This window comes from Streptomyces sp. NPDC079141, from assembly GCF_040686775.1.
In the GTDB taxonomy this organism is placed as follows: Bacteria; Actinomycetota; Actinomycetes; order Streptomycetales; family Streptomycetaceae; genus Streptomyces.
In genome coordinates this window covers 121,077-139,331 of sequence record NZ_JBFBLP010000006.1, presented here as the reverse complement: position 1 = coordinate 139,331, position 18,255 = coordinate 121,077, and the positions used below count along the sequence as shown (strand labels likewise).

Below are 18,255 nucleotides of genomic sequence, written 5' to 3'. Positions count from 1 at the left end.
TACCAGCATCAGCGGGCACTCGGCACCCGTACCGGAGCGCCGTCAGGCTCGACGGCATGACGACAACCTCCAAGACGGGACCGGGTCCTGCACCCGTTTCAAGTCCTGCGATCAGTGAAGCACCCGCCACTGACAACCGGCCCCGGCCGCTGCTCGCGGTGGTGCTCGCCGCCCAGTTCATGGCGCTGCTCGACGTGTTCATCGTGAACGTCGCGGCCCCCACCATCGGCACCGAACTCCACGCGTCCGGCGCCGATCTGCAGCTGGTCATCGCCGGATACGCCATTACCTACTCGGTGTTGCTGATCACCGGCGCCCGGCTCGGCGAGCGGCTCGGCCACCGCCGGGTCCATCTCGCCGGCCTCGCCCTGTTCACCGCGGCCTCGCTCGCCTGCGGTCTGGCGCAGGGTGCCACCGAGCTGATCGTGTTCCGGCTGGTGCAGGGCGCCGGTTCGGCGCTGATGATCCCGCAGGTGCTCAGCCTGATCCAGCGCACGTTCTCCGGCGAGGCCCGCGTCCGTGCGCTCGGCGCGTACACCGCCGTCCTCGCCACCGGCGCCGCGGCCGGGCAGGTGCTCGGCGGCGTGCTGGTCAGCGCCGACCTGTTCGGTACCGGCTGGCGGCCGGTCTTCCTGGTCAACGTGCCGGTGGGCGCTGTCCTGTTGGCCGTCGGCCGGCGCGTCCTGCCGCCGGACCCGGCCGTGGAGCGGGGACAGCGGCGCGGCCTCGACCTGCCGGGCCTGGTGCTGCTCGGGGCGGCCGTGTCGCTGTTCACGGTGCCGCTGGTGCTCGGGCAGGAGCAGGACTGGCCGCTGTGGTCGTGGCTGTCGCTGACGGCGTCCGTGGCGGTTTTCGCGCTGTTCTGCGGATACGAGTCCCGGCTGGCCCGGCACGGCGGCACGCCGCTGATCGCGCCCCGCGTGCTGCGCCACCCCGGCATGGGCCTGGCCGTGTTCCGCATCCTGGCGGTGATGGCCGTCAACGGCGGCTTCCTCTTCGCGCTCACCCTGCACGTCCAGGGCGGCCTCGGTCACAGCGCGCTGCGGGCGGGGCTCACCTTCGCGCCGACCGCCGTGGTCTTCGGCCTGGTCGGTCTGACCTGGCGCAGGTGGCCGGCGCCCTGGCAGCGCGGGCTGGCCGCTGCCGGGTTCTGGCTCACCGCGCTGTCCGTGGCGGGCGTGGGCCTGACGCTGGACGGCGGAGGCGACGGGGGAGTACTGGTCTACGTCGCGTACGCCGGAGTGGGGGCCGGTCTCGCGCTCGGCTTCAGTCCGACGCTGACGGGCGCGCTCGCCGGCGTACGGCCCGAGGACGCGGCGGACGCCAGCGGGCTGCTCGCCACGGTCACCCAGCTCGGGCAGCTGACCGGCGTCGCGGTGTTCGGCACACTGTTCCTGAACCGGCTTGAGTCACTTGGGGCCTCCGGGGCGTATACCTCTGCGGAGGCGCTCTTGGCGTGCATGTTCGCGCTGGCCGGGACGGCCACGGCGGCTGCCGTGTCCGGACTGGTACTGAGGCGTCGCTGACCGTATTGGTCCGGCCGTGGCAGAATCAAACGGCCGGAAGGGGGCGCGACCCGACGGGAGGGAGCAGTGATGCCTGCGAGCATCCTCGAAGAGGTCGGTCACCTCTTCGACGCGGCGTTGACACGGGATACGGTCACTCGCCTCAGCTGCCCTTCCTGCGGATCCGCCCATGTGGCCCAGGTCCTTGGCGACAACGGCGGAATTTCCTACGTGTGCACGGCCTGCGGCCACAGCTGGAGCTGATCGATGGGTGCACACAGGCGGAAGTGCGACTGGTGCGGCAGCGGAACGCCGATCGTCCGTGACATGGAGCCGGTCAATCCGGACTACCAGTACTGGTGCGAGGAATGCGCACGGGCGCTGATCATAAAAGGCGACCCGATCGAGACGTACCGCGAACTGGAAGGCGAGCCGATCTACGGCCGGCTTCTCGAAGAGCACTGCACGCTCAAGCGTTTCTATTCCTTCGTCACGGCGTGACCGTCACCAAATCGGACATTTGCCCCGTCTCCGGGCGGAACGGAAACGATTTGGTGGTGCACCGGGTGGACCGTGTAATGTTGGCGTCGCCGCCGGGGAAACCGGGCGGACCAAAGCAAGGGGCTATAGCTCAGTTGGTAGAGCGCCTGCATGGCATGCAGGAGGTCAGGAGTTCAATTCTCCTTAGCTCCACAGCAGGATCCCGCCGGATCGATTCGATCCGGCGGGATCTTTTTGTGTGCCCGATCCTCCTGCTTTCAGGGGCAGTTGGATCTGTTGGATCTGTGGGTGTGGGTTCAGCGGCCCAGGGCGCGGCGGCCGCGGCCCTGGGACAGGACCGGCAGGTTGCTGCGGGACGGGGCCCGCTCCGCCTGGTCCTCGATGCGCAGGGCGAGCGCGGGGCAGCGGCGGACCGCGCGCAGCGCCTTCGCCTCCGCATAGCGCGGCACCTGGGCCTGGGCGACGGTCGGGAAGCCGTCGGCGCCCAGTTCGAAGACCTCCGGAAGGATGTCCGCGCACAGGCCGTGGCCCCGGCACAGCGTCCAGTCGACGTAGATCTTCTGGCGGCTGGGGCCGTTCTCCTCGGACTCGCCGCCGCCCGGGATGCCCGTCGGGCCCCTGCCGCCCTCGAAGAGCGGCAGAACGCCCTCCACGGGTCGTCCGCAGCCGTTTCCGAGGACGTGCGCGGCGAGGTCGTCGGTGAACGCCTTGATGGTCGATTCCAGGAACATCGCGGAACCGTCGGGGTGTGAGCACGCGCCGCGCCGCTTCACGTTCTTGGCGACCTGCTTGAGCGCCTCAAGGGCGGCCGGTCCGCCGCCGTTGAGGATGTCCTCCAGGCCGCGCGCGGCGGCCGGCAGGCCGAGGTAGCAGGGGCCGCACTGGCCCGCGCTCTCCTCGGCCAGCCACTGCGCCACGCGCAGCGACTCGCCCAGCGGGCAGGTGTTCTGGCTGATCGGCAGGATGGCGCCCGCGCCGAGCGAACCGCCCACGGCGTCCAGGGAGTTGCGCGAGACGATCGCCTCGTTCACCGTCGCCGCGTCGATCCACTTGCCGTGGTAGCCGCCGGTCAGCACGCCCTGCGGGACCGGCGGGGCGCCGGCGAGCTGAAGGACGTAGCGCAGGGGGACGCCGGTCGGGACCTCGATCACCATGGGGCGGGCGACCGCGCCGGAGACGGTGAGCATGACGGTGCCGGGCTCGTCGTACAGGCCGGTGTTGCCGTAGCGCTCCGGGCCGATGCGGGCGGCGATCGCCAGTTGGGCGAACGTCTCGGCGTTGGACAGCAGGGTGGGCGCGCCGCCGACGCCGCTCTTGGAGGCGCTGATCTTGCGGCCGGGCGGGATCGCCGGGCCGCCGTCGATGGACCGGATGAGCGAGGCCGCCGCTCCGGTGACCATGCGGACCGGATTGCGCTGCACGCGCGCGCGTAGAGCCGAGCGGCGGCCGTTGCTGAGGCCGCGCTCGGCGAGCGCGGCCTCCATGGAGCGTTGTGTGGACTCACGGGTGACCCCCACCACGAGCGTGCGGGCACCCAGGGCCTCGGCGCACAGCAGTGCGCCGTCCAGGATGAGGTGCGGGGCGCGGTTGATGAGCACCGTGTCCTTGCGGCAGGCCGGTTCGTCCTCGCTGCCGTTGACGACGACGACCGGCCGTACGCCGCGCTTGATCGCCGATTCGGCGACCGAGCGCAGCTTCTTGTGGAAGGGGAAGCCTGCGCCGCCGCGGCCCTTCAGGCTGATGCGTTCGGCGAGTTGCGCGAGCTGCTCGCCGCCCATCGGTTCGAGCGGCCCGTGCACCTTCAGGTGCATGGGCAGATCGAGTCTTTCGACAAGGTCGAAGCCCGACGTGAGCTGAGGAAGACCGACCACGCGGACTTCGGGTACGTCGGGCAGGGCCTCGTTCACTTAAAGCCTCCGGAAGGCGTGTTCCAAGGTTCGCCCGAACCCGGCGCCTCGAAGTCGTAGGAGGAGCCGGGCAGTGTTTCAGTGGCGGGACCGCTGTTGTACGTGTCGTTGGGGTTGTACGTGCCGTAGAGGGTGTTCGACTCACCGGTGTCGTACACATCACTCCCGCCGTACCCGCCGACGCCTGAATTGTCATAGGTGGGGATGTTGTATCCGGTGTCGTTGAGGGGGTCGTAGGCGGACGGGGGCGCCTCTCCGACGGGCGGGGGCGACGGGATCGGCCAGCTGCCCGAGGTGCTGCCGTCGATGCGCGGGATGGCCTCCGTGGGCTGCATGTCCAGCGGCAGGTCCATGCGGGCCGTCTGGTCGGCGGCGAAGGACTGCTCGGGGCGCTGCGGCGTGGAGACGGCGCGGTAGGCGGCCGCGAAACCGTTCGCAGGCTCGGCGGCGGGCGGCGCGGGGGCGTCGTAGGAGGGCGCCGTGCGCCCGCTCTCGTAGCCGGGGAGCGCGGATTCGGTCACCCGCGCGCGGCTCGCGTCCAGCTCCTCGCGGCCTGGCCGCTCCTCGGGCCCGAGGAGCGCCGCGATCTTGTCGGCGACTCGGCGCTTGACCGGGCGGGGCGCCGCGCGCAGCGCCAGGGCGGCGGTGACGCCGGCCAGGGAGAGGCCGTAGAGGATGACGAAGATCGGCTTCGCCTCGCGGCCCGCGTACAGGCCGTGGACGAGTGCGGCGCACCAGGCCGGGTAGGCCAGCATGTGCATGGCGCGCCAGCGGGCCGCGACGGGGGCGGGGGAGGCGAAGGCGCCGCGCAGGGCGCCGGTGATGCCCACGAAGATCATGAGCAGGCCGGCCAGGGAGCCGAGCCCGATCAGCCCCGCGCTGCCGGTGAAGCCGAGTGAGAAGGGGATCACCGCGGCGATCAGCTCGGTGTGGTCGAGCGCGAGTTTGGTCGTGATGTGCAACAGGAGGAACGCGATCGAGGCGACCGCCGTCGTGCGGTGCACCGCCTGTCCGATGATCCGCTGCCGGGTGTTGAGGAAGATCCGGTCCTGGGCCAGGAGGCCCCAGATCACCGAGCAGCTGAGCGATACGAGGGACAGGACGCCCGCGCCGAAGTTCAGGAAGTCGCGGACTCTGTCACCTCCGACCAGCACCGTCACGGGTATGAGGAGCAGAACGACAGCCGTCGCCGCCCCATAGGCCGAGCGGCCTGGCCTGGGGAGCGAGCTGGTACTGCGACGAGGGTTCATGGGGGCAACTCCGAGCGGTTCGGTAAAGCGGTCCCGCTGCCGCACTCTAAGTGGCTCCAAACTGAGCAGTAGGCCGTTTGAGTTATTGCGTTGTTATCTACGGGCCTTGCGGGGCCGGTGTTGTCCCGCTAGGGACCCTTACGCCGGGTAATAATTGAACGCTGTTCAAGTTTTCTGAATCTTCACAAGTGGCTCGGCGGTGTCCGGTGCGCCCGTGGAACGTCGTCGCGGCCCCCTCGACGGCTGCGGTACCCTGACGCCATGCGTGCCGTACGCCTTCTGCTTAGCGAGCCGCGCTGATCAGCACCGACCACCGTCGGAACGAGTGGTCGGAATCGGCGCGGCGTCCCCTCCTGTGCGAGGGGATTTTTCGTTTCTTGAAAGTCGCAGCCGCTGGCAGAGACGATCGATGGAGCTTTGAGGATCATGAGCGAGACGAACCCCGCTGTCACCACCGAGGTGGCCGCGCCGCACCGCTACACGGCCACCATGGCGGCCGACATCGAGGCACGCTGGCAGGACTTCTGGGACGCCGACGGCACCTACGCGGCGCCGAACCCGAGCGGTGACCTGGCGGGCGATCCCGAGCTGGTCGCCAAGCCCAAGAAGTTCATCATGGACATGTTCCCGTACCCCTCCGGCGCGGGCCTGCACGTCGGCCACCCTCTGGGCTACATCGCCACCGATGTATTCGCCCGGTTCCAGCGGATGACCGGCCACAACGTCCTGCACACCCTGGGCTTCGACGCCTTCGGCCTGCCCGCCGAGCAGTACGCCGTGCAGACCGGCACGCACCCGCGTGTCTCCACCGAGGCCAACATCGAGAACATGAAGGTCCAGCTGCGCCGGCTGGGTCTGGGCCACGACAAGCGCCGGTCGTTCGCCACGATCGACCCGGAGTACTACAAGTGGACCCAGTGGATCTTCCTGCAGATCTTCAACTCCTGGTACGACGACGAGGCGAAGAAGGCCCGCCCGATCTCCGAGCTGGTCGCGCAGTTCGAGAGCGGTGAGCGCGGGGTTCCCGGCGGGCGCTCCTGGAACGAGCTGACCGCCGCCGAGCGCGCCGACGTGCTGGGCGAGTACCGCCTGGCGTACGCCTCCGACGCGCCGGTCAACTGGTGCCCCGGCCTGGGCACCGTGCTGGCCAACGAGGAGGTCACCGCCGAGGGCCGCTCCGAGCGCGGCAACTTCCCGGTCTTCAAGGCCAAGCTGCGCCAGTGGAACATGCGCATCACCGCCTACGCCGACCGGCTGCTGGACGACCTGAACGAGCTGGACTGGCCCGAGGCCATCAAGCTGCAGCAGCGCAACTGGATCGGCCGCTCCGAGGGCGCCCGCGTCGACTTCCCGATCGACGGCGAGCGCATCACGGTCTTCACCACGCGCCCCGACACCCTGTTCGGCGCGAGCTACATGGTGCTGGCCCCCGAGCACCCGCTGGTCGAGAAGTTCACGGCCCAGGAATGGCCCGAGGGCACGCACGACGTCTGGACCGGCGGCCACGCCAGCCCCGCCGAGGCCGTCGCCGCCTACCGCGCGCAGGCAGCCTCCAAGTCGGACGTCGAGCGCCAGGCCGAGGCCAAGGACAAGACCGGCGTCTTCATCGGTGCGTACGCGACCAACCCGGTCAACGGCGAGCAGGTCCCCGTCTTCATCGCCGACTACGTCCTGATGGGCTACGGCACCGGCGCGATCATGGCCGTCCCCGCGGGCGACCAGCGCGACTTCGAGTTCGCGCGCGCCTTCGAGCTGCCGATCGTCTGCATCGTCGAGCCGACCGACGGCCGGGGCACGGACACCTCGACGTGGGAGGACGCCTTCGGGTCGTACGACGCGAAGATCATCAACTCCACCGGTGAGGGTGTCTCCCTGGACGGTCTGGGCGTCGCCGAGGCCAAGGCCCGTATCACCGAGTGGCTGGAGCGGACCGGCACCGGCGAGGGCACCGTCAACTTCCGGCTGCGCGACTGGCTGTTCAGCCGCCAGCGCTACTGGGGCGAGCCCTTCCCGATCGTCTACGACGAGGACGGCATCGCCCACGCGCTGCCCGAGTCGATGCTGCCGCTGGAGCTGCCCGAGGTCGAGGACTACAGCCCGCGCACCTTCGACCCGGACGACGCCGACACCCAGCCCGAGACGCCGCTGTCGCGCAACGAGGACTGGGTCAACGTCACGCTGGACCTGGGCGACGGCCCGAAGAAGTACCGCCGCGAGACCAACACCATGCCCAACTGGGCCGGTTCCTGCTGGTACGAGCTGCGCTACCTGGACCCGCACAACAGCGAGAAGCTGGTCGACCCCGAGATCGAGCAGTACTGGATGGGCCCGCGCGCGGGGCAGCCGCACGGCGGTGTCGACCTGTACGTCGGCGGCGCCGAGCACGCCGTGCTGCACCTGCTGTACGCGCGCTTCTGGTCCAAGGTCCTGTTCGACCTGGGGCACGTCTCGTCGGCCGAGCCGTTCCACAAGCTGTTCAACCAGGGCATGATCCAGGCCTACGTCTACCGCGACAGCCGTGGCATCGCGGTGCCGGCCGCCGAGGTGGAGGAGCGCGACGGCGCCTACTACTACGAGGGCGAGCAGGTCAGCCGTCTGCTGGGCAAGATGGGCAAGTCCCTGAAGAACGCCGTCACTCCGGACGAGATCGCCGCCGAGTACGGCGCGGACACGCTGCGTCTGTACGAGATGGCGATGGGCCCGCTGGACGTGTCGCGGCCGTGGGACACGCGCGCGGTGGTCGGCCAGTTCCGGCTGCTGCAGCGGCTGTGGCGCAACGTCGTCGACGAGACGACCGGTGAGGTCACCGTCGTCGACGCCGAGCCGGACGAGGAGACGCTGCGCGCCCTGCACAAGGCCATCGACGGGGTGCGCGGGGACCTGGAGGGCATGCGGTTCAACACTGCCATCGCCAAGGTCACCGAGCTGAACAACCACCTGACCAAGGCGGGCGGCGCCGTGTCGCGCCCGGTCGCCGAGTCGCTGGTGCTGATGGTCGCGCCGCTGGCCCCGCACATCGCCGAGGAGCTGTGGCGCAAGCTGGGCCACACCGACTCGGTCGTCCACCGGGACTTCCCCGTCGCCGACCCGGCCTACGTCGTGGACGAGACGGTGACCTGCGTGGTCCAGATCAAGGGCAAGGTCAAGGCCCGCCTGGAGGTCGCGCCGTCCATCTCCGAGGAGGAGCTGGAGAAGGTCGCGCTGGCCGACGAGAAGGTCGTGGCGGCGCTGGACGGCGCGGGCATCCGCAAGGTGATCGTGCGGGCGCCGAAGCTGGTGAACATCGTTCCGGCGTAAGGCCCCCTAAGGGTTCCGTGCGGGCAGGTTCGGGGTTCTCCTGGAACTCCGGGCCTGCCCGCTGCGTTTACCGTGGAAGAGCGGCGCGGCGAGTGTCGCCGTGGATCCGAGGAGGAGCGTCGTGGAAGCAGTGTTCGCCGTCGTTGCCCTGCTCTTCGTCCTCTTCCTGGTGCTCGGCGCCTATGTCACGGTGAAGGTGGTCGGCGCCGCCAAGCGCGGGGTGGACCGCACCCTCACCCAGGCCCGCCGCACGGTCGAGGACCACACCCTGCGGGCCAAGTCCTTCGCCCAGCCCGGCGCCGCCGGCGAGCTGGCCCAGCTGCGGCTGAAGCTGCGCACGTCGATGCGCGCCACCCAGGACGCGCTGCACGCGGGCGTGGCCGAGGACGAGTCGCTGAAGGAGTCCATCGGCCTGTTCGAGCGGCTCAGCGCACACGGTCACGAACTGGACGACGAGCTCAAGCGACTGGAGGCCGAGCCGGACCGGGCGACGCTCGCCGAGCGGCTGCCCGGACTGCGCGAGCGCACCGAGCAGATCATCCGGTCCGCGGACTCGCTGCGCTGGGCGGCCCGGGACCGCGCCCGCCGCTTCGCGGACGACGACCTGGACTCCCTGAGCGCGCAGATCGACGTGGAGGCCGGCGCCCTGCGGCACTGGACGACGGAGGAGCCGCCGGCTTCCGCCCCGCCGCCGTGGCCCGAGGCCCCGGTTTCCGAGGCACCCGCCGCCCGGCAGACCTGGCCCGACAGCCCCTCACCGGCGGCCGAGGAACCGACGCGCCCCGCCATCACCCCGCCGGACCCGCGTCCCGCCTACCCCTGGCAGAAGAACCGCCGCCCCGAGAGCACGACTTGATTCGGCCACGGCCGTACAGCTGAGAGGGGCCGGGCTGCCGCCCGGGCGCTACGCCAGGTAACCTCCAGCTCATGTCCCGCCATGTCGCGATCGTCACCGATTCAACGGCCTACCTGCCGCCGCGGACGATGGAGCGCCACGGCATCACCGCGGTGCCCCTGACCGTGGTTCTCGGCGACCAGGCCCTGGAAGAGGGCACCGAGATCTCGACCCGTTCCCTGGCCCAGGCCCTGCAGAAGCGGCGCCCGGTCACGACGTCGCGCCCGAGCCCTCAGCAGTTCGCGGAGACGTACCGCAGGGTGGCTGAATCCGGGGCCACCGGCATCGTCTCCCTGCATCTGTCCGCCGAGCTGTCCGGCACATACGACGCCGCGGTTCTGGCGGCCCGCGAGGCGCCGGTGCCGGTGCGGGTGGTGGACACCGGAATGATCGCGATGGCGCTCGGGTTCTGTGCGCTGGCCGCGGCCGAGGTGGCGGAGTCGGGCGGCACGGTGGACGAGGCCGTGACCGCCGCGGAGAAGCGCGCCGCGAGCACGTCCGCCTACTTCTACGTCGACACCCTCGACTATCTGCGCCGCGGCGGCCGGATCGGCGCCGCCCAGGCCCTGCTCGGCTCCGCACTCGCGGTGAAGCCGCTGCTCCAGCTGAACGGTGGCCGAATCGAACCGCTGGAGAAGGTCCGGACGGCGTCGAAGGCGATCGCCCGCCTGGAGGAGATCGCCGCGGACCGGGCCGGCAGCGCACAGGTCGACATCGCCGTGCACCATCTCGCCGCCCCCGACCGGGCGTCGGCACTGGCGGACCGGCTGCGGGCGCGGGTGCGGGGACTGGCGGACCTGCATGTGAGCGAGGTGGGGGCGGTGATCGGGGCGCACACCGGGCCCGGGCTGCTGGGGGTTGTGGTGTCGCCGCGGTGAACTCCGCCGGCCATGCCTCCCACCCGTGTGGGTGACCGAGTTATCCACAACCGGGCGGCGATCCCCGGAAATTGAGCAAGATCATCGCGAATCGTCGAGATGTCCCATCCTCGTCGCATGGCACTTCGATCACGCTCACGCACAGCGACCGCGACCAGCGGCCCGGGCCGCGGACCCCGCTCCGACGTCCGCACCCGACACCACCGTTCCGCACCGCGCGGCCGGGCCCGGCACCGGTACATGCAGGCCGAGGAACTCCACCGACGCGCGCAGGTGCTCTTCGGCGAACGGGCCGGGGAGGAGAGGGAGTCGGGCAAAGGACCGCCGCAGCCGGCCGCCGGCGCCGCCCACCCGACCGCCGGTGGAGTGGAGCCGGCGGACACCGACCTGGTCGTGGAAGACCGCACCGACGAGCGTCCGGCCTTTACGCCTGCTGACCGGGCGATGGACTCCTTCGCACCCGCTGACCCGGCGAACGACTGGAGGGGGCGGGCCGGGCTCGCGCTGCGGGAGCGGATGCCGTTGTGGATGCAGACGAGGTGCGGGCTGGAGCGGCGCAGCGTGGTCGCGCTCACGGTGCTGCTCGTCGCCGCCGCGGGCCTCGCCGTTCAGCACTTCTGGACCGGCCGGACGCAGGACGTGCGGCCGCCGGAGCTGGTGCGGGCGGCTCCGTACCCAGAGGGGACACAGAGTCAGGAGGCCGAGCCGGGAGTCACGGCGGCCGCCGCGGGGACGGCCGGGGCCGAGATCGTGGTGGACGTCAGCGGCAAGGTGCGCGAACCGGGGATCCAGCGGCTGCCCGCGGGCTCCCGCGTCGCCGACGCACTGCGCGCGGCCGGCGGGGTGCGGTCCGGCGCCAGTACGGAGGGGCTCAACCGGGCACGCTTCCTCGTCGACGGTGAGCAGGTCGTGGTCGGCGCCCCGGCCCCGGCCCAGGTACCGGCGCAGAGCGGTACGGGCGTGGCGGGAGCGGCACCCGCGGCGCCCGTCTCCCTCAACACGGCCACGGCGGAGCAGCTCGACACCCTGCCGGGCGTCGGACCGGTCCTGGCCCAGCACATCATCGACCACCGCACCCGGCACGGCGGCTTCCGCTCCGTGGACGAGCTGCGCGAGGTCAACGGCATCGGCGACCGACGCTTCGCCGACCTGCGGAATCTCGTACGGCCATGACGGGCGGTCCTCCGGCCTCGGCCGTGCGCAGCCGGACAGCGGTCCACGCAGCCTCCGGAAAGCGCCTCGGCGCCTCTCACCCGCGACAGGAAGGACCGACGGACCTGCGGCTCGTGCCGCCGGCGCTAGCCGCCTGGGCGACGGCGGCGCTGATGTTGGACGCAGCGCCCGGCTGGGGCGTCGGTGTCGTGGTCGGGTGCCTCGTTGCGGCGGCGGCCCTGTTGGTGGCTGGGCGGCGCGCAACCCGACTCGGGTGGCCGCGGGTGTCGGTCGCCGCCGTCCTGCTGTGTGTCGCGGCGGCCGCCGCCTCGGCAGGGCTGCACGGCGCCGATCTGCGCCGCGGACCGGTCCCCGGGCTGGCCAGGCAGTACGCCACCGTGACCGCGGAGGTCGAGGTCACCTCCGATCCGAGGCTCACCCGGCCCCGCGTCAGCGGGGACCGCGCGGCCCCGGCCGCCGTGCTGATCAAGGCGGACGTGCGCCGGGTCGAGGCCGTCGACGGTACGGCGGCGGTGACCCGGACGCCGGTGCTGATGATCGTGGACGTGGGCTCGCGGCCTCCGGGACCCGGTGCCGACGAGGCGTCCGGCGGGTCGCCCTGGCTCGGTCTGCTGCCGTCGACACGGCTGCGGGTGACCGCGCGGGCGGCACCCGCGACAACGGGCGGTGACCGGATCGCCGCCGTGCTGCGCGTGCGAGGCAGGGCGACACCCGAGGTGGTGGCTCCGGCGTCGGCCGCGCAGCGGTTCGCCGGCCGGCTGCGCGCCGGGCTGCGGGAGGCGACCGACGGACTGCCGGCGGACGCACGGGCGCTGCTGCCGGGGCTGGTCGTCGGGGACACCTCGCGGATCACACCGGAGCTGGACGAGGCGTTCAAGGAGACCGACCTCGCCCATACGCTTGCCGTCTCGGGCAGCAACCTCACGATCATCCTCGTGCTGCTCATCGGACCGCCGGGGACGGCCCGGCTCGTCGAACGCCGTGGTCTGGCGCCGCGGATCGGGCTCTCCCTGCGCACCACGGCGTTGGCCGGCGGAGCGCTGACGCTTGCGTTCGTCGTCGTGTGCAGACCGGATCCGAGTGTGCTGCGGGCCGCGGCCTGCGGGGCCGTCGCGCTGCTCGCGCTCGCGACCGGGCGGCGCCGGTCCCTCGTCCCGGCACTGGCGACGGCCGTTCTGCTGCTCGTACTGGTCGACCCGTGGCTGGCCCGCAGCTACGGATTCCTGCTCTCCGTCCTGGCCACCGGAGCCCTCCTCACGCTCGCGCCCCGCTGGAGTGCGGCCCTGCAGCGGCGCGGACTCGGGCCCCGGTGGGCCGAGGCGGTGGCCGCGGCGGCAGCCGCGCAGGCCCTGTGCGCACCGGTGGTGGCCGTGCTGTCGGCGCGGGTGAGTCTCGTGGCCGTGCCGTGCAATCTGCTGGCGGAGTTCGCGATCGCGCCGGCCACAGTGCTGGGGTTCGCCGCGCTGGCGACTGCGCCGGTGGCGATGCCGGTGGCCAAGGCGCTGGCCTGGTGCGCGAGTTGGCCCACGGGATGGATCGCGGACACCGCCCGGACCGGGGCGGCGCTGCCCGGTGCCGGGGTCGACTGGCCGGGCAGCTGGGCCGGGGCGGCGCTGCTCGCCCTCGTCACGGTGGCCGTGCTGCTGGTGGGCCGGCGGCTGCTCAGGCACCCGTGGTGGTGCGGGGGCTGCGCGGCGCTGTTGGTGCTGGCGGTGGTGCAGCCGCCGCCGCTGGTCAGGGTGGTCACGGGCTGGCCTCCGCCGGGGTGGCGGCTGGCCATGTGCGACGTGGGCCAGGGGGATGCGGTGGTGCTCGCGGCGGGTGAGGGCACCGGTGTGGTCGTGGACGCCGGGCCCGATCCGACGCTCGTCGACCACTGCCTGCACACCCTCGGCATCACGCGGATCCCCCTCGTCGTCCTGACCCATTTCCACGCCGACCATGTGGCGGGCCTGCCCGGGGTGCTGCGGGGGCGTGCCGTGGGAGCGATCGGCACGACGGGGCACGAAGAGCCCGAGGACCAGGCCGATTTCGTGCGCAGGCAGGCGGCCGCCCGTGGCGTTCCCGTGATGCGCGCCGCCGCTGGAGAGCAGCGGCGGGCCGGGGCGCTGACCTGGCAGGTGCTGTGGCCGCCGGCGCATCCGGTGCCGGAGCCGGAGGGGCCGAACGACGCCAGCGTCACGCTGCTCGCGAAGGTGGCCGGGCTGCGGTTCCTGCTGCTCGGGGATCTGGAACCCCCAGCCCAGCGGGCCCTGTTGAGATCACCGGCCGGTGCGCTGATCGGTGAGGTGGACGTGCTCAAGGTCGCCCACCACGGGTCGGCCTACCAGGATCCGGACCTCATACGCGCGGCGGCACCGCGGCTGGCGCTGATCTCCGCCGGTGCGGACAACCCGTACGGGCATCCGGCTCCCGGCACGGTCGCGGCGCTGCGGGCCCAGGGGGCGATGGTGCTGAGGACGGACGTGGACGGGGCGTTGGCCGTCATGGGTGAGGGCGGGGAGCTGCGAGTGGCGCGAGACTGAGGTCATGAATTCCGCACAGGTTGATGCCTATCTGAGCCGTCTGGGAGTCGAGCACCCGGCGTGGCCGACGGTCGACGTGCTGCGCGAACTGCATGTGCGCCACCTGCAGACCGTGCCCTTCGAGAATCTGTCGATCCACCTCGGCGAGGAGATCGTGCTGGAGGAGAAGCGGTTGGTGGACAAGCTGGTGGGGGCGCGGAGGGGAGGGTTCTGTTACGAACTGAACGGAGCGTTCGGGGCGTTGCTCGCGGCGCTCGGCTACGAGGTCGCGCTGCTGGCGGCACGGGTGTACGTCGAGGAGGGGCGGCTGGGGATTCCGTACGACCATCTCGCGCTGCGGGTGCGGACGGTGGACGGGGGTGAGTGGCTGGCCGACGTCGGGTTCGGCGCCCACAGTCACTACCCGCTGGCGCTGGAGGCGCGGGGCGAGCAGGTGGATCCCGGGGGCACGTTCCGGATCGTGGAGGCGGGGCCGGACGCGGCCGGGGTGCGGGGCGGACATCGTGCGCCGGAGGCGGCGGACCTGGACGTCATCAGGGACGGCAGACCGCAGTACCGGCTGGAGACGCGGCCCCGGGTGCTCGGTGACTTCGTCGCCGGGGCCTGGTGGCACAGCACGTCGCCGAACTCGCACTTCACGCGGTCACTGGTCTGTTCGCGGGTGACGGAGGACGGAGGGAGGATCACGCTCAGCGGGCGCACGTTCAAGGCGACGGCGGCCGACGGGGCGCGGGAGGAGCGGGAACTGGGGACGGACGAGGAGGTACTGGCGGTGTACCGGGAGCGGTTCGGCGTTGAGCTCGATCGGGTTCCGGTGGTGAGGAGCGCCGACCGAGCGAGCTGAGGGGCTGAGGGGGAGGCGAGACGGGCCCGCAGGTGCATAGCGGGCAGATCGGGTTACTCGTACGTAGTCCCAGCACATCTGCTGGTTTCCCGTGATGTGGGCCCGTGTTGCCTCGAAAGCCTCAACAGTGATCGAATGCATCTTCGGCAACAGATGAAATGTCGATTCGTGCAGAGGTGTCGAAGATGATCGGCCGCTGGCTGGGAAACCGAACGAACCGGGTCAACCGGACGAGTCCCCTGGCGGCGGTGCCGACGCCGCCGAGTGCCGGGGTGCTGAGCTGCCGGGTGCTCGATCCTGCCAACGAGCCGGTGCGGCATGCCGAGTTCGCGGTCAGTGACGCCATGGGGCGCAAGGTGGTCAGCGGGGGTACGGATCCCTTCGGCTCGTTCGTGACGACGGTGCCCGCGGGCGAGTACCGGCTCGCGGTGTCGGCCGAGGGCTACACGCCGTACCGGGCGACGGCGATGGTCGCGGAGGACTCACTCGCCTCGCTGGGGGACGTGACGCTTCAGGTCGCGCAGCTGCCGGAGTTGCCGGCGCCGGGGGACTGGGAGATCGAGCCGATGCATTCCTCGATCGGGTTCACCGCGCGGCACATCGGGTTGGCGCGGATTCACGGGCGGTTCAACTCCTTCGCCGGGGCGGTGCGGATCGCGGACCGGGTGGAGCAGTCGGCGATGCATGTGGTGATCGACGCGGCGTCCATCGACACGGGTGTGCGGATGCGGGACGACCATCTGCGGTCGGGGGACTTTCTGGACGTCGCCCACTTCCCGACGCTGGAGTTCTACAGCGAACGGTTCGTGCACAAGGGCGGCAACCGGTGGGCCGTGACCGGGGCGCTGTCGCTGCACGGGGTGACGCGGACGGTCACGCTCGACACGGAGTACCTCGGGCTCGGCAACGGGATGGAGGGGGAGGTGCGGGCGGCGTGCCGGGCGCGGACGGAGCTGCATCGTGACGACTTCACCGTGAGCTGGCAGACGATGCTGGCGCGGGGGATCGCGGTGGTGGGGCCGAGTATTGGGGTCGACCTCGATGTGCAGCTCGTGCCGAAGGGCTGACCTGCGCGTTCGGCGGGGGTCGGGGTACCGGAAAATGGCTCCGTGAGCGATGTGAGACATGTGCTGGTGCTGCCCGACCGTGATGCCGCGGAGGAGGTGGCCGAGGCGCTCGGGGAGCGGTTCGGGTTGGCCGAGGAGCCGCAGCTGGTGCGGGACGCGTTGGCCGGGGAGGACGACGCGGAGGACGCGCAGTGGCTGGTGGTGGTGCGGGACGACGAGGGGCGGCTCGATCCTGCCGAGCTGGACGCGTTCGCGGGGGAGTGGGACGGCTGGCGGGAGGAGCCGTAGGGCCGGTCGCCGGGTGGGGCGGCGTTGTCGGTGGGGCGTGCCATGCTTGTCGGGATGGCCAGGAAGAGTGCGAATGAGGATCTGCTTGCCCCGGTGACGGTTGCCGTGGGGCAGGAGGAGTTGCTGCTTGATCGGGCCGTGCAGGAGGTGGTGGCCGCCGCGAAGGCCGCCGACGCCGATACGGATGTGCGGGATCTGACCCCGGACCAGTTGCAGCCGGGGACGCTTGCCGAGCTGACCAGCCCGTCGTTGTTCGCGGAGCGCAAGGTCGTCGTCGTACGCAATGCGCAGGATCTGTCGGCCGACACCGTCAAGGACGTGCAGGCGTATCTGGGGTCGCCCGCAGAGGAGATCACCCTGGTGCTGCTGCATGCCGGTGGGGTCAAGGGCAAGAAGCTCCTTGACGCCGCGCGGAAGGTGGGGGCCCGGGAGGTCGCCTGCCCGAAGATGACGAAGCCGGCGGATCGGCTGGCCTTTGTGCGGCAGGAGTTCCGGGCCGCCGGGAGGTCCGCCACCCCTGAGGCCTGCCAGGCGCTCGTCGATGCCATCGGCAGCGATCTGCGCGAGCTGGCCTCCGCCGTGTCGCAGCTCGTCGCCGACGTCGAGGGGACCGTCGACGAAGCCGTTGTCGGGCGGTACTACACCGGGCGGGCCGAGGCGTCGAGCTTCACCGTCGCCGACCGTGCCGTCGAGGGGCGGGCCGCGGAGGCGCTGGAGGCGCTGCGGTGGTCGCTGGCCACGGGCGTGGCGCCGGTGATGATCACCAGCGCGCTGGCGCAGGGCGTGCGGGCGATCGGGAAGCTGTCGTCGGCACGGGGCGGCCGGCCGGCCGATCTGGCCCGTGAGCTCGGTATGCCGCCCTGGAAGATCGACCGGGTCCGGCAGCAGATGCGCGGGTGGACCCCGGACGGGGTGGCCGTCGCCCTGCAGGCGGTCGCCGAGGCCGACGCCGGAGTGAAGGGCGGCGGGGACGACCCCGAGTACGCCCTGGAGAAGGCCGTCGTGGCGATCGCGCGGGCGGCCCGGTCGCGCGGGCGCACGTGAATCAGCAGTCCTCCCCCGTGATCCACTAGCCCTTCACCCCCGAAGCAGTCCTCCCCCCGTGATCCACTAGCCCCTTCACCCCCGCAGAGGACAATCGGAACTACCAGCCACATATCGCCAAGCAACGGAAAGGCGGCGATGGTCATGGCTGAACACCCGCACGCGCAGCTCGTCCGCAAGGGGTACGAGGCCTTCATACGGGGTGACATGGACACCCTGCGCGGGCTGATGTCGGCGGACTGTACGCAACATGTGCCCGGTAGCCACCCGCTCTCGGGGGACTACAAGGGGCAGGACGCGATCATCGAGATGTACGGTCGGCTGGCCGCGGAGACGGGCGGGACCATGCAGGTCGACCTGCGGAACATCCTCGTCGACGGCCGGGGGCACGCCGTCGCCGTGCATCACTTCACGGCCGATCGCAACGGCAAGCACATCGACGAGACCGGATGCATCGTCTTCCGGATCGTCGGGGACAAGGCCACCGATCTCGACGAGTGCGTCGAGAGCATCGACAGGGCCAACGACTTCTGGTCGTGAGCGACAACGACAAGAGACAACCGGCAAGCCGAAGGCCCCGGCCCCGCCCTGGGGAAGGGCGAGGGGCCGGGGCCTTCGGGTTCAAGCTGCTGGATCCGCGCCCGCGTGGCGAACGCAGGCCGCGCGCGGATCCGTGGGTGCCGGACGGGAGCGGATGAGAGAGGGCCCGCTCTGGGTCCCTCCGGCGGTCGGTCCCGCAGGACCGGTCAGATCAAAGAAGAGGTTCAGCCCTTGAGGGACGCGACCTTGGAAGCCAGCGCCGACTTCTTGTTGGCGGCCTGGTTCTTGTGGATGACGCCCTTCGAGACGGCCTTGTCGAGCTGACGCGCGGCAGCGCGCTGGTACTCGGTGGCCTTCTCGACGTCACCCGCGGCAGCAGCCTCACGGGCCTTGCGGATCGCGGTCTTCAGGGAGGACTTGACGGCCTTGTTGCGCAGCCGCGCCTTCTCGTTGGTCTTGATCCGCTTGATCTGGGACTTGATGTTCGCCACGAATGAGCCTTTTCAGGTTCAGGCGCGGGGCCAGGAGGAATCCCGGGTCC

15 protein-coding genes and 1 tRNA gene are annotated in these 18,255 nt (G+C 71.3%); 13 read left to right on the top strand and 3 right to left on the bottom strand.

Annotated elements, in window-relative coordinates; genetic code table 11:
• Positions 1-161: 161 nt before the first annotated feature.
• The 3 genes from AB0Q90_RS19190 (at position 162) to AB0Q90_RS19180 (ending at position 2,198) form a co-directional block, all read left to right on the top strand.
• A complete protein-coding gene (locus tag AB0Q90_RS19190) occupies positions 162-1,526 on the top strand; it encodes an MFS transporter (protein ID WP_363160363.1) in 1,365 nt (454 codons plus the stop codon).
• 246 nt (positions 1,527-1,772) lie between these two features.
• Positions 1,773-2,006 carry a hypothetical protein gene (locus AB0Q90_RS19185; protein ID WP_003976229.1) on the top strand — a complete coding sequence of 78 codons (234 nt, stop codon included), beginning with the start codon at positions 1,773-1,775 and terminating at the stop codon, positions 2,004-2,006.
• A gap of 119 nt (positions 2,007-2,125) precedes the next feature.
• Positions 2,126-2,198: transfer RNA gene (locus tag AB0Q90_RS19180), tRNA-Ala, on the top strand.
• A 104-nt stretch (positions 2,199-2,302) separates the two neighbouring features.
• Here the strand turns inward: AB0Q90_RS19180 and AB0Q90_RS19175 are convergent.
• Both AB0Q90_RS19175 and AB0Q90_RS19170 read right to left on the bottom strand, forming a co-directional pair.
• A complete protein-coding gene (locus AB0Q90_RS19175; RefSeq protein WP_363160200.1) occupies positions 2,303-3,913 on the bottom strand; it encodes an NADH-ubiquinone oxidoreductase-F iron-sulfur binding region domain-containing protein in 1,611 nt (536 codons plus the stop codon).
• Positions 3,910-5,163 carry a cytochrome b/b6 domain-containing protein gene (locus AB0Q90_RS19170; protein WP_363160199.1) on the bottom strand — a complete coding sequence of 418 codons (1,254 nt, stop codon included), beginning with the start codon at positions 5,161-5,163 and terminating at the stop codon, positions 3,910-3,912. Before AB0Q90_RS19170 ends, AB0Q90_RS19175 begins: the two co-directional genes overlap by 4 nt.
• A gap of 426 nt (positions 5,164-5,589) precedes the next feature.
• Here AB0Q90_RS19170 and leuS point away from each other — a divergent pair, with 426 nt between their 5' ends.
• The 10 genes from leuS (at position 5,590) to AB0Q90_RS19120 (ending at position 17,714) form a co-directional block, all read left to right on the top strand.
• Positions 5,590-8,460 (top strand): leucine--tRNA ligase, encoded by a 2,871-nt coding sequence (gene leuS, locus AB0Q90_RS19165; protein WP_363160198.1) that lies wholly within the window; start codon positions 5,590-5,592, stop codon positions 8,458-8,460.
• A gap of 121 nt (positions 8,461-8,581) precedes the next feature.
• Positions 8,582-9,316, top strand: coding sequence for a hypothetical protein (locus AB0Q90_RS19160; protein ID WP_363160197.1), 735 nt, complete (start codon positions 8,582-8,584; stop codon positions 9,314-9,316).
• Between the two features lie 71 nt (positions 9,317-9,387).
• On the top strand, positions 9,388-10,233 hold the full coding sequence (locus AB0Q90_RS19155) for a DegV family protein (RefSeq protein ID WP_363160196.1): 846 nt from the start codon (positions 9,388-9,390) through the stop codon (positions 10,231-10,233).
• Between the two features lie 117 nt (positions 10,234-10,350).
• Positions 10,351-11,406 (top strand): ComEA family DNA-binding protein, encoded by a 1,056-nt coding sequence (locus AB0Q90_RS19150; protein ID WP_363160195.1) that lies wholly within the window; start codon positions 10,351-10,353, stop codon positions 11,404-11,406.
• Positions 11,403-13,931, top strand: coding sequence for a ComEC/Rec2 family competence protein (locus AB0Q90_RS19145; protein WP_363160194.1), 2,529 nt, complete (start codon positions 11,403-11,405; stop codon positions 13,929-13,931). Before AB0Q90_RS19150 ends, AB0Q90_RS19145 begins: the two co-directional genes overlap by 4 nt.
• 4 nt (positions 13,932-13,935) lie before the next feature.
• Entirely contained in the window at positions 13,936-14,775 is an 840-nt protein-coding gene (locus tag AB0Q90_RS19140; RefSeq protein WP_363160193.1) for an arylamine N-acetyltransferase, read from the top strand.
• A 185-nt stretch (positions 14,776-14,960) separates the two neighbouring features.
• A complete protein-coding gene (locus tag AB0Q90_RS19135) occupies positions 14,961-15,842 on the top strand; it encodes a YceI family protein (RefSeq protein ID WP_363160362.1) in 882 nt (293 codons plus the stop codon).
• A gap of 42 nt (positions 15,843-15,884) precedes the next feature.
• Positions 15,885-16,130 (top strand): hypothetical protein, encoded by a 246-nt coding sequence (locus AB0Q90_RS19130; RefSeq protein WP_363160192.1) that lies wholly within the window; start codon positions 15,885-15,887, stop codon positions 16,128-16,130.
• 54 nt (positions 16,131-16,184) lie between these two features.
• Positions 16,185-17,174 carry a DNA polymerase III subunit delta gene (gene holA / locus AB0Q90_RS19125; protein WP_363160191.1) on the top strand — a complete coding sequence of 330 codons (990 nt, stop codon included), beginning with the start codon at positions 16,185-16,187 and terminating at the stop codon, positions 17,172-17,174.
• Between the two features lie 144 nt (positions 17,175-17,318).
• A complete protein-coding gene (locus tag AB0Q90_RS19120) occupies positions 17,319-17,714 on the top strand; it encodes a nuclear transport factor 2 family protein (RefSeq protein WP_363160190.1) in 396 nt (131 codons plus the stop codon).
• Positions 17,715-17,938: 224 nt separating this feature from the next.
• Here AB0Q90_RS19120 and rpsT read toward each other — a convergent pair whose 3' ends face one another.
• On the bottom strand, positions 17,939-18,205 hold the full coding sequence (gene rpsT, locus AB0Q90_RS19115) for a 30S ribosomal protein S20 (RefSeq protein WP_015660447.1): 267 nt from the start codon (positions 18,203-18,205) through the stop codon (positions 17,939-17,941).
• Between the last annotated feature and the right edge of the window lie 50 nt (positions 18,206-18,255).

Bases quoted from the DNA above. Each gene is read 5' to 3' on its own strand.
- AB0Q90_RS19135 (WP_363160362.1), top strand. From the start codon at position 14,961: ATGATCGGCCGCTGGCTGGGAAACCGAACGAACCGGGTCAACCGGACG.
- AB0Q90_RS19140 (WP_363160193.1), top strand. From the start codon at position 13,936: ATGAATTCCGCACAGGTTGATGCCTATCTGAGCCGTCTGGGAGTCGAG.
- AB0Q90_RS19185 (WP_003976229.1), top strand. From the start codon at position 1,773: ATGGGTGCACACAGGCGGAAGTGCGACTGGTGCGGCAGCGGAACGCCG.
- AB0Q90_RS19170 (WP_363160199.1), bottom strand. From the start codon at position 5,163: ATGAACCCTCGTCGCAGTACCAGCTCGCTCCCCAGGCCAGGCCGCTCG.
- holA (WP_363160191.1), top strand. From the start codon at position 16,185: ATGGCCAGGAAGAGTGCGAATGAGGATCTGCTTGCCCCGGTGACGGTT.
- AB0Q90_RS19150 (WP_363160195.1), top strand. From the start codon at position 10,351: ATGGCACTTCGATCACGCTCACGCACAGCGACCGCGACCAGCGGCCCG.
- leuS (WP_363160198.1), top strand. From the start codon at position 5,590: ATGAGCGAGACGAACCCCGCTGTCACCACCGAGGTGGCCGCGCCGCAC.
- AB0Q90_RS19145 (WP_363160194.1), top strand. From the start codon at position 11,403: ATGACGGGCGGTCCTCCGGCCTCGGCCGTGCGCAGCCGGACAGCGGTC.
- AB0Q90_RS19155 (WP_363160196.1), top strand. From the start codon at position 9,388: ATGTCCCGCCATGTCGCGATCGTCACCGATTCAACGGCCTACCTGCCG.
- AB0Q90_RS19120 (WP_363160190.1), top strand. From the start codon at position 17,319: ATGGCTGAACACCCGCACGCGCAGCTCGTCCGCAAGGGGTACGAGGCC.